Source organism: Immundisolibacter sp. (genome assembly GCF_041625615.1).
GTDB lineage: Bacteria > Pseudomonadota > Gammaproteobacteria > Immundisolibacterales > Immundisolibacteraceae > Immundisolibacter.
This window is the reverse complement of record NZ_JBFJTF010000085.1, coordinates 1-9,995: the sequence shown is the minus strand read 5'-3', so window position 1 is coordinate 9,995 and position 9,995 is coordinate 1. Positions and strand designations below refer to the sequence as shown.

The following is a 9,995-nucleotide window of genomic DNA, read 5'->3' as shown; positions in this document are numbered from 1 at the left end:
GGGGCTGCTGTCGCTGCTGCTGTTCGTGGCGGTGATCGGCCTGCTCGGTTACCTGGCCCACAGCTACGATCAGCGCTTCGACTGGACCGCCAGCGGCCGCAACTCGCTGTCCGAGGCCAGCCGGCAGGTACTGGACACGCTGCCGGCGCCGGTTGCCGCCACCGTGTTCCTGCGCCCCAACCCGCCGCTGCGCGCCGACATCGACGACCTGCTGCAGCGCTACGCTGCCGCCTCGCCGCGGTTCACGGTCGAGTACGTCAACCCCGACCAGGCGCCGGCACGGGTCAAGGAACTGGGCATCCGCGCCGACGGCACGCTGCTGCTGGAACTCGACGGCCGGCGCGAGAAGCTCGAACAGCTGGACGAACAGGCCGTCACCAACGCCCTGATGCGCCTGTCGCGCAGCGGCGAACGCGCACTGGTATTCCTCACCGGCCACGGCGAGCGCAGCCCGGACGGCGAGGCCAACCACGACCTGTCCACGTTCGCGGCGGCCCTGCGCGATCAGGGTGTGCAGGCCCACCGCGCCGACCCGACCACCGGCAGCGACTTTCCGCCCGACGCCACGCTGGTGATCAGCGCCCCGCAGGTGGAACTCGGCAAGGGCGAGGTGGCCGCCATCGAGCGTTTCCTCGACGCCGGCGGCAATCTGCTGTGGCTGGCCGACCCCGGCCCGCTGCACGGTCTGGAACCGATTGCCGCACACCTGGGCCTGCGCCTGGTGCCGGGCACGCTCATCGACCCGGTCGGCCAGGTCATCGCCGGCAGCGCCCATTTCGCCGTCGCCAGTCCGGACAACTACCGTTTCCATCAGTCCCTGTCCGGCTTCGAGTTCACCACGCTGTTTCCGCTGGCCGCCGGCCTGGAACACGATGCCGGCGAGCCGTGGACCGCCACCGACCTGATCGACATCGCCGTGTCCGGCTGGTCGGAAACCGGACCGCTGACCGACACCGTCGATTTTGACGAAGGGCAGGATCGGCAGGGACCGGTCGTGCTGGCCACCGCCTTCACCCGGCCACACGGCGAACGGGAACAGCGGGTGGTGGTCATCGGCGACGGCGACTTCCTGTCCAATGCCTACATCGGCAACGGCGGCAACCTGAACCTGGGCCTGAACCTGGTGAACTGGCTGGCCGCCGACGACAGCTTCGTCAACATCCCGCCGCGCGTGGCGCCGGACACCGAACTTGCCCTGTCGCGGGACGACAGCCTGCTGATCGGCTTTGGCTTCCTGTTCGGCCTGCCGGCCGCCTTCGCCGCCGGCGGCGTCGGTGTGTGGCTGCGGCGCCGGGGGCGCTGATGCGCGGACGGCTGTGGCTCAACCTGGCGCTGGTGCTGATCGTCGCTCTCCTGGCGGCGATCGCCTGGCAGCAGCCCGGCAAGACACCACCGCCCCCGGCGACCAGGCTCACCGCGCTCGATCCCGGCAGCGTCGCGCACATCGCGTTCCATCCGCCGCGCGGCGAGCCGTTCGCCCTGCAGCGTGAGGGCGAGACCTGGTTCATCGAGCAACCCCGCCTGCGCGCGCAGCCCTTCCGGGTCCGGACACTGCTGGAGCTGCTGACCGCGCCCAGTGCCGCCCAGCTTGCGCCGGCCGACGACCAGGACAACGCCTTCGGCGTCGAGCCGCCGCAGACACGCGTGGTGTTCGACGACACCGAAATCGCCTTTGGCCTGACCAATCCGGTCGGGCTGCGCCGCTACGTGCGTGTCGGCGACACCGTGCACCTGATCGAGGACCGCTACTACCACCATGCCGCCTCGCAGTGGGTCGACTGGGTTGACCGCCGCCTGCTGCCCGAGGGCGTGACGCTGACCGGCCTGCAGTTGCCGGACCTCACCCTGAGCCGGGCCGACACCGGCTGGCAGCTCGACCCGCCGCCGCCGGCGATCGGCGCCGATGCCATCACTGCGCTGGTCGAGGAATGGCAGCGTGCCTACGCCATGGACGTGGAACCGGCCGGCGAGCTGCCGGGCGACGCCAAGCCGCTGCGCCTGGAGTGGGACGGCGGCGCGCTCGATCTGGGCATCGTCCGCGACGGCGACGAGTGGCTGCTGTACCGCCGTGACACGCCGGTGCGCTACCGCTTCAGCGACAACCAGGGACAACGCCTGCTGGAACTGCCGCAGCAAGCCCCGCAGCCGCCCGCCGCCGCCCCCCCGCACCACGACCACGACCACGCCGCACCCACGGCAGCGGACGACGCCGGCGCCTGATGCCGGAGCTGCCGGAGGTCGAGACCACCCGCCGCGGCCTGGAGCCGCTGCTGGTCGGCCGCCACATCACCCGGGCGGTGGTGCGCAACGCCGCGCTGCGCTGGCCGGTGGCGCCGGAACTGACCACGCACCTGCCCGGCGCGCGCATCGAGTCGGTACAGCGCCGCGCCAAGTACCTGCTGCTGGCCACCGATCGCGGGCACCTGCTGCTGCACCTGGGCATGTCCGGCAGCCTGCGCGTGCTGCCGGCCGGCACGCCGGCACTCAGGCACGACCATGTCGATATCCTGCTCGACGACGGCCAGTGTCTGCGCCTGCGCGACCCGCGCCGTTTCGGCAGCATCCTGTTCGCCGGCGACACGCCGGCCGCGCACGCGCTGCTGGCCCGGCTGGGCCCGGAGCCGCTGGAGCTGGATACCGAGGCGCTCGGTGCCCACCTGCATGCCGCCTCGCGCGGCCGCCGGGCGGCGGTCAAGCTGTTCCTGATGGACTCAGGCGTGGTGGTTGGCGTCGGCAACATCTACGCCAGCGAGGCGCTGTTTCGCGCCGGCATCCGCCCGAACAAGCCCGCATCTGCCCTCAGCCGCCCGGCCTGCCGGCGTGTGGCGGCCGCCATCCAGGCGGTGCTGACCGAGGCCATCACCGCCGGCGGCACCACGCTGCGAGACTTCTCCAACAGCGACGGCCTGCCCGGTTACTTTGCCCAGGAACTGTCTGTCTACGGCCGCGCCGGGGCACCATGCCGGGTCTGCGGCACGCCGATCCGCGAACAGCGGCTCGGCCAGCGCTCGACCTTCTGGTGCCCGGTATGTCAGCGCTGACAAGTCCGGCTCAGGCGCGCAGTCCCAGGTCCCTGAGCCGCGGCAACACCTGCTCGCCGAAATAGTCGAGTTCCGGCACATAGTCCAGCCAGGACAGCAGCAGGATGTCGACGCCGATGTCGGCCAGGCGTCCGATTTCCTCGGCCACCTGCTGCGGTGTACCGACCAACGGATAACCGCCCCAGCCGACGATGAAGCGCTCGGCAAGGGCCCGCGCCTGAGCCGGGTCCATGGACTGGCTGTGCACGCCGAACGTCGTCAGCAGGTTGTCCAGCGCGGCCCGGTCGCCGTGGGCGACGATGTGATCCCAGACCGCGCGGGCCTCGGCCTCGCTGCTGCGGCACACCACCGCGGCCGAGGTCATGATGCCCAGCTCACGGCCATAGCCGGCTGCCCGCTGGCGAATGCGGGCAATCGTTTCGCGGCCACGCGCCAGGTCGTCGATCAGGCAGAAACTGACGTCCATTTCCCGCGCGGCGTAATCGATTCCCGCCGGAGAAACACCGGCGTTGATCAGTAGCGGGTACGGCTGCTGAACCGGTTTGGGCCGCAAGTAGCCCGCCTTGATTCGGTAGTACCCGCCCGCATGATCGAAATCCTGTTCCTGCCACAGCCGCTTGCACACGTGAATCCACTCGGTGGCGCGGGCGTAGCGGTCGTCGTGTGGCAACTGCTGCACGCCGAACATCTCCATCTCCGGCGTGAACCAGCCGCACACCACGTTGATGCCGAAGCGGCCACCACTGATGTGATCGATGGTGGCGGCCTGCTTGGCGGCCACGATGGGATGCACGGTCGGCACATGCGACGTGGCGACGATGTGGATGCGCTCGGTCACGGCGGCCAGTGCCGCAGCCCAGGTGTAGACCTCCAGGCACTCGCCGTTGAAGTCGGTCGCGCCACCGAAGCCCTTCCAGCGCCCGACCGGCACCAGCAGGTCGAAGCCCAGGGCCTCGGCCCGCCGCGCGAGCGCGAGATTCTGCTCCCAGGTCGGTCGGAACGACGACTCGGCCGTACTGATGGTGCAGCCGTTGCTCACGTTGCTGCCGAAAATGCCCAGCTTGATGCGCTGGCCGGGATCGAACAAGGGATGGCCGCTGCGGCCGCTGGGAATGGCCATGCCGGGTGTCTCCTCCGTTTCGATGCGACTGCGCGTCGGCGCCCGGACGGCAGGCACAGCGCCGTGAGCGCCGGACTCAGGGTATAACGCGCCGCATGAACCTGCTCGCCGACCTGCCGCCCGGGCCCTTGGCTGCGGAACGGGTGGATGCCCTGCTCACCCGTCCGGGCCTGCGCGTCGAACGCATCGTATCCACCGGCCAGGCCAGTCCGCCGGGCTTCTGGTACGACCAGGCCGAACACGAACTGGTGGTGCTGCTGCACGGCCGGGCGGAGCTGACGCTGGACACCCCGGACGGCACGGTGACCCACTGCCTGCGTGCCGGCGACTGGCTGGAACTGCCCGCGCACTGCCGCCACCGGGTCGAGGCCACCGACACGCCGACGGTCTGGCTGGCCCTGTTCTGGCCCACCTGAGACGCCCGGTGCGGATCCTGCTGCTGGCCGACACCCACGGCGTGCTCGACGCGCGCATTGCCGAACTGGCGCGGGAGTGCCAGCTGGCGGTGCACGCCGGCGACATTGGCTCGGACGACGTGCTGGACCGGTTGGCGGCCGCCGCCGGCGGGGTGCTGGCCGTGCGCGGCAACAACGACGTGCCCGGCAAGTGGCTCGGCGCGGCCGCGACGCTCGCCGGCCTGCCCGATCAGCTGGCCGTGCCCCTGCCGGGTGGCCTGCTCACGGTCGAGCACGGCCACCGCCACGGCGCCGCCCGGCGCCACCCCCGGCTGCGGGCCAGCCACGGCAACGCCCGCGCCGTGCTGTACGGCCACAGCCATCGCCTGGTGCGGGACCAAGACACCCTGCCCTGGCTGCTGAATCCCGGCGCCGGCGGACGCGTGCGCACCGGCGGCGGGCCGTCCTGCCTGGTACTGGACGCCGGCCACGACTGGCAGATCACCGAACACCGTTTCCCCCCGCTCGCGCCGGCCAGGCGACGGCGGGCGGCAGGCCAGCGGCGCCGGACCGGCTGAGACCGGCCTCAGAGCGCCGCAAAAACGGCGCGGGCACGCGTCAGGGTGGTCTCGATCACCTGATCGTCATGGGCGGCGGTGACGAAACCGGCCTCGAAGGCCGACGGCGCCATGTACACACCCGCCTCCAGCAGCGCCCGGAACAGCCGCCCGAAACGTGCCACGTCCGCCTGCTGCGCCTGCGCCAGGTCCCGCGGTGGCGTCTCACGCAGGAAAAAACCGAACATGCCGCCCGCGTGCACGGTGGAAAACGGCACCCCGGCGGCATCGGCGGCCGCCTGAAGGCCCGCCATCAAGGTGCCGGAGATGGCCTCCAGGCGCTCGTAGAAACCCGGCTGCTGCACCACCGCCAGCGTGGCGAGGCCGGCCGCCGTGGCCAGCGGATTGCCGGACAGGGTGCCGGCCTGGTAGACCGGCCCGGCCGGTGCCATCTGCGCCATCAGGTCGGCGCGCCCGCCGTAGGCGCCGACCGGCATGCCGCCGCCGATCACCTTGCCCAGGGTGACCAGGTCCGCCGTCACGCCGCAACGTGCCTGGGCGCCACCGAGCGCCACCCGAAACCCGGTCATCACCTCGTCGAAGATCAGCACGCTGCCATGCCCGTCACACAGCCGCCGCAGTCCTTCCAGAAACCCCGGCTGCGGCAACACGCAGCCCATGTTGCCGGCAACCGGCTCGACGATGACGGCCGCGATGTCGGCACCCCGCGCCTGGAACAGCGCCTCGACGGCGGCCAGGTCGTTGTAGGGCGCAGTCAGCGTCAGCGCGGCAACGTCACTGGGCACCCCCGGCGAGCTGGGCACGCCGAAGGTAAGGGCGCCGGAACCGGCGTTCACCAGCAGGCTGTCGGCATGGCCGTGATAGCAACCGGCGAACTTCACCAGCAGCGGCCGTCCGGTGGCGGCGCGCGCCAGGCGAATGGCGCTCATGGTGGCCTCGGTGCCGGAATTGACCAGCCGCACCCGTTCGAGCCCCGGCACCAGTCGGCACAGCGTTTCGGCCAGCCCCACCTCGGCGGCGGTCGGCGCGCCGAAGGACAGCCCGCGCGCCGCCGCCTGCTGCACCGCCTGCACCACCGGCGCCGCCGCGTGGCCCAGGATCACCGCGCCCCAGGAACACACGTAGTCGATGTAGTCACGGCCGTCGACGTCGCGCACACGGGCCCCGGCCGCCTCGGCGATGAACGGCGGCTGGCCACCGACCGCACCGAAGGCACGCACGGGTGAGTTGACACCGCCGGGAATGACTTCCAGCGCGCGGGCGAGAAACTGATCGGACAGCTGCATGGGAGGGAATCCTCAGAATCGGTCAATCGAGGCCAGGGTCAGGCCGGTTCGCGCATCACGCCCACAGCGCGGCCAGGGCACGGGCCGCGCGCTCGCTGTCGACTCCCGGCGCGAACAGCGCATTACCGACCGCCAGCGCGTCGGCGCCGGCCGCCACCAGCGGCGCCGCGTTGTCGACGCCGATACCGCCGATGCACACCACCGGACAATCCAGCGTCGCGCGCGCCACGCGCAGCAGTTCGAGGCTGGCGTAAATCTCGCCGGGCTTGGTGCTGGACGGATAGAACCGGCCAAAGGCCACGTGATCGGCACCCGCGGCCAGCGCCGGCGCAGCCAGCTCCAGCCGGTTGTAACAGGTGGCGCCGATCAGCGCCGCCGGTCCCAGGCGCACCCGCGCCAGGGCCGGCGAGGCGTCGTCGCGGCCCAGGTGCACGCCGTCAGCACCCACCGCCAGCGCGAGGTCGACATCGTCATTGACGATCAGCGCCGCCGCGTGACGCCGACACATGCTCACCAGCGCCGATGCCTGGTGCTGGCGGCGGCTGGCATCGGTCGACTTGTCGCGGTACTGCACCACCGCCACACCGCCGCGCAGCGCCGCTTCCACCCGTTCCAGGAAGACGGCGTCCTCGAGCAGCGAAGTGTCGGCCAGCGCATAAACGCCGCGGATGGCCGTTGATGCGTTCATCGCCATCGCGCTCGGGGAGCCCTGGGCACACGTGTCGTAGTAAAAGGCATAAGCGGGACATTAAATCGCATTTGCTCTGTGCCGGCGGCCGTTCCTAGAATCGGGCTCCCAGTCCCGCATCCGGGCCGGCACGAGGAAGCCATCATGGCGCGTATTTTCGACGACATCACCCAGACCATCGGCAACACGCCGCTGGTGCGCATTCGCCGCATGATCAAAAGCGATGCCACGGTGCTGGCCAAGCTCGAGTTCTTCAATCCGCTGTCGTCGGTCAAGGACCGCATCGGCCTGTCCATGATCGAGGCCGCCGAACGCAGCGGCCGCCTGGCGCCCGGCGGCGAGATCATCGAACCCACCTCGGGCAACACCGGTATCGCGCTGGCCTTCGTCTGCGCCGCGCGCGGCTACCGGCTGACGCTGACCATGCCGGCCTCGATGAGCATCGAGCGGCGCAAGGTGCTGCGTGCGCTGGGCGCCGAAATCGTGCTCACCCCGGCCGAGAAAGGCATGACCGGTGCCATCGAGCGCGCCCGCGAACTGCTGGCCGAGCGGCCCGGCAGCCTCATGCCACAGCAGTTCGAGAACCCGGCCAACCCGGACGTGCACCGCCGGACCACGGCCGAGGAAATCTGGCGCGACACCGACGGCAACGTTGACTACCTGATCTCCGGCGTCGGCACCGGCGGCACCATCACCGGCGTGTCGGAAGTCATCAAATCGCGCCGGCCGTCGTTCAAGGCCATTGCCGTGGAGCCGTCGGCGTCGCCCGTGCTGTCCGGCGGCAAGCCCGCGCCGCACAAGATCCAGGGCATCGGCGCCGGCTTCGTGCCCGCCATCCTGAACACCGGCGTGATCGACGAGATCGTGCAGGTTTCCAACGAGGACGCGATGGCCTACGCGCGTCGCGCCGCGGTCGAGGAAGGGCTGTTCGTCGGCATCAGCTCTGGCGCCGCGCTGTGGGCGGCCGAGCAGATCGCCAAGCGCCCGGAGGCCGCGGGCAAGACCATCGTGGCCATCATCCCGTCGGCCGGCGAGCGCTACCTGTCCACGGCACTGTTTGCCGATATCGACGTCTGACGTCGGACACCCACCGACCTGACCGGGGGGCGCCAACCCTCCCGGCGGCCACCCCCGGTTTTCCGGCTGACGCCATGCTTGGCGGATAATCGGCGGTTGTCGGCCGGCCATCCGCCGGCCACTTCCGGTTCAGCCGCTTTCGTCAAGGAGTCCCCATGCGCACCTCGCGCTTTCTGCTGGCCACGCTGCGCGAAGACCCGGCCGACGCGGAGGTCATCAGCCAGCGCCTGATGCTGCGCGCCGGCCTGATCAGCCGGCTGGCCACAGGCATCTACAGCTGGTTACCGCTCGGACTGCGCGTGTTACGCAAGGCCGAGCGGGTGGTGCGTGAAGAGATGGACCGCGCCGGCGCCCAGGAACTGCTGATGCCGGCAGTGCAACCGGCCGAGCTGTGGCAGGAATCGGCCCGCTGGGAGAAATACGGCCCGGAACTGCTGCGCTTCAAGGACCGCCATCACCGCGAGTTCTGCTTCGGCCCCACGCACGAGGAGGTGATCACCGACATCGTGCGCCAGAAGGTCACCAGCTACCGCCAGCTGCCGGCCTGTTTCTACCAGATCCAGACCAAGTTCCGCGACGAGATCCGCCCCCGCTTCGGTGTGATGCGGGCGCGCGAGTTCCTGATGAAGGACGCCTACTCCTTCCACCGCGATGACGACAGCCTGGATGAAACCTACACGGCAATGTACGCCGCCTATGAAGCCATCTTCGGCCGCCTGGGGCTGACGTTTCGTGCCGTGGCCGCCGACACCGGCAGCATCGGCGGCGCCAGCTCGCACGAGTTCCACGTGCTGGCCGAATCCGGGGAAGACGCGATCGCGTATTCCGAGGGCGGCTACGCGGCCAACGTGGAACTGACCCAGGCGCCGCCGCCGCCAGAGCGCCCGCCGGCGACGGCTTCGCGGGAATCCGTGCATACCCCCGGCCAGCACACCATCGCCGAAGTCAGCGCCTTTCTGGGGGTGCCGGCGGAGCGCATCGTCAAGACACTCGTACTGCGTGGCGCCGACGGCGGCCTGGTGGCGCTGCTGCTGCGCGGCGACCACGAACTCAACGCCGTCAAGGCGCTGCGCCTGCCACAGCTGGCGCAACCGCTGCAGTTCGCCACCCCGGCCGAAGTCCAGGCGGCGCTTGGCTGCGACTTCGGCTCGGTGGGGCCGGTCGACTTCCCGGGGCCGGTGATCGCCGACCGCGACGCCGCCGCACTGGCGGATTTCGTGTGTGGCGCCAACGCCCACGGTTATCACCTGACAGGCGTCAACTTCGCCCGCGACCTGCCCGAGCCGGCAGTCGCCGACATCCGCAACGTCGTGGCCGGCGAACCGGCACCGGATGGCAGCGGGCCGCTGGCCATCGCGCGTGGCATTGAGGTCGGGCACGTGTTCAAGCTGGGCACCGTCTACAGCGAAAAACTCGCCTGCACCGTGCTGGACGAACACGGCCGCGAGGCGGTGATGACCATGGGCTGCTACGGCATCGGCGTGTCACGGGTGGTGGCGGCCGCCATCGAGCAGAACCACGACGCGCGCGGCATCGTATGGCCACAGGCGCTGGCACCGTTCGAAGTGGCGCTGGTGCCGATCAACCTGCACAAGTCGCCGGCGGTCGCCGAGGCCACCGACAAGCTCTACGCGGAACTGACCGCCGCGGGCGTCGATGTGCTGCTCGACGACCGTCCGGAACGACCCGGCGTCATGTTCGCCGACATGGACCTGATCGGCATTCCGCACCGGCTGGTGATTGGCGACCGTGGCCTCAAGGAAGGCCAGGTCGAATACAAGGCACGCCGCGCCGACACCGCCGAGAACAT

The 9,995-nt window shown here is 70.5% G+C and carries 10 protein-coding genes; 7 read left to right on the top strand and 3 right to left on the bottom strand.

Features of this window, described 5'->3' with window-relative positions:
* The 3 genes from ABYX71_RS07915 to mutM form a co-directional block, all read left to right on the top strand.
* A partial coding sequence (locus tag ABYX71_RS07915; protein WP_372695959.1) for a GldG family protein occupies positions 1-1,303 on the top strand: 1,303 nt, incomplete at its 5' end.
* On the top strand, positions 1,303-2,220 hold the full coding sequence (locus ABYX71_RS07910; protein ID WP_372695958.1) for a DUF4340 domain-containing protein: 918 nt from the start codon (positions 1,303-1,305) through the stop codon (positions 2,218-2,220). The genes ABYX71_RS07915 and ABYX71_RS07910, both read left to right, overlap by 1 nt.
* Positions 2,220-3,041 (top strand): bifunctional DNA-formamidopyrimidine glycosylase/DNA-(apurinic or apyrimidinic site) lyase, encoded by an 822-nt coding sequence (gene mutM / locus ABYX71_RS07905; protein WP_372695957.1) that lies wholly within the window; start codon positions 2,220-2,222, stop codon positions 3,039-3,041. Before ABYX71_RS07910 ends, mutM begins: the two co-directional genes overlap by 1 nt.
* Positions 3,042-3,051: 10 nt before the next feature.
* Here mutM and ABYX71_RS07900 read toward each other — a convergent pair whose 3' ends face one another.
* Entirely contained in the window at positions 3,052-4,161 is a 1,110-nt protein-coding gene (locus tag ABYX71_RS07900) for an LLM class flavin-dependent oxidoreductase (protein WP_372695956.1), read from the bottom strand.
* Positions 4,162-4,256: 95 nt separating this feature from the next.
* On the opposite strand from ABYX71_RS07900, the gene ABYX71_RS07895 reads away from it, so the two are divergent.
* Together ABYX71_RS07895 and ABYX71_RS07890 are read left to right on the top strand one after the other, a co-directional pair.
* Positions 4,257-4,577, top strand: coding sequence for a cupin domain-containing protein (locus ABYX71_RS07895; RefSeq protein WP_372695955.1), 321 nt, complete (start codon positions 4,257-4,259; stop codon positions 4,575-4,577).
* 8 nt (positions 4,578-4,585) lie between these two features.
* Positions 4,586-5,134: a metallophosphoesterase gene (locus ABYX71_RS07890; protein ID WP_372695954.1), complete on the top strand. Its 549-nt coding sequence runs from the start codon at positions 4,586-4,588 to the stop codon at positions 5,132-5,134.
* Positions 5,135-5,142: 8 nt separating this feature from the next.
* Here ABYX71_RS07890 and hemL read toward each other — a convergent pair whose 3' ends face one another.
* Both hemL and thiE read right to left on the bottom strand, forming a co-directional pair.
* Positions 5,143-6,420 (bottom strand): glutamate-1-semialdehyde 2,1-aminomutase, encoded by a 1,278-nt coding sequence (hemL, locus tag ABYX71_RS07885; protein ID WP_372695953.1) that lies wholly within the window; start codon positions 6,418-6,420, stop codon positions 5,143-5,145.
* Between the two features lie 55 nt (positions 6,421-6,475).
* A complete protein-coding gene (gene thiE, locus ABYX71_RS07880; RefSeq protein ID WP_372695952.1) occupies positions 6,476-7,108 on the bottom strand; it encodes a thiamine phosphate synthase in 633 nt (210 codons plus the stop codon).
* Positions 7,109-7,252: 144 nt separating this feature from the next.
* Here thiE and cysK point away from each other — a divergent pair, with 144 nt between their 5' ends.
* Both cysK and ABYX71_RS07870 read left to right on the top strand, forming a co-directional pair.
* Positions 7,253-8,185, top strand: a complete 933-nt coding sequence (cysK, locus tag ABYX71_RS07875) for a cysteine synthase A (protein ID WP_372695951.1) — start codon at positions 7,253-7,255, stop codon at positions 8,183-8,185.
* A 155-nt stretch (positions 8,186-8,340) separates the two neighbouring features.
* On the top strand, positions 8,341-9,995 hold a 1,655-nt coding region (locus ABYX71_RS07870), incomplete at its 3' end, for a proline--tRNA ligase (protein WP_372695950.1).

Coding starts and splice junctions, on each gene's coding strand:
- ABYX71_RS07910 (WP_372695958.1), top strand. CDS start 1,303: ATGCGCGGACGGCTGTGGCTCAACCTGGCGCTGGTGCTGATCGTCGCT.
- mutM (WP_372695957.1), top strand. CDS start 2,220: ATGCCGGAGCTGCCGGAGGTCGAGACCACCCGCCGCGGCCTGGAGCCG.
- ABYX71_RS07900 (WP_372695956.1), bottom strand. CDS start 4,161: ATGGCCATTCCCAGCGGCCGCAGCGGCCATCCCTTGTTCGATCCCGGC.
- ABYX71_RS07895 (WP_372695955.1), top strand. CDS start 4,257: ATGAACCTGCTCGCCGACCTGCCGCCCGGGCCCTTGGCTGCGGAACGG.
- hemL (WP_372695953.1), bottom strand. CDS start 6,420: ATGCAGCTGTCCGATCAGTTTCTCGCCCGCGCGCTGGAAGTCATTCCC.
- thiE (WP_372695952.1), bottom strand. CDS start 7,108: ATGAACGCATCAACGGCCATCCGCGGCGTTTATGCGCTGGCCGACACT.
- cysK (WP_372695951.1), top strand. CDS start 7,253: ATGGCGCGTATTTTCGACGACATCACCCAGACCATCGGCAACACGCCG.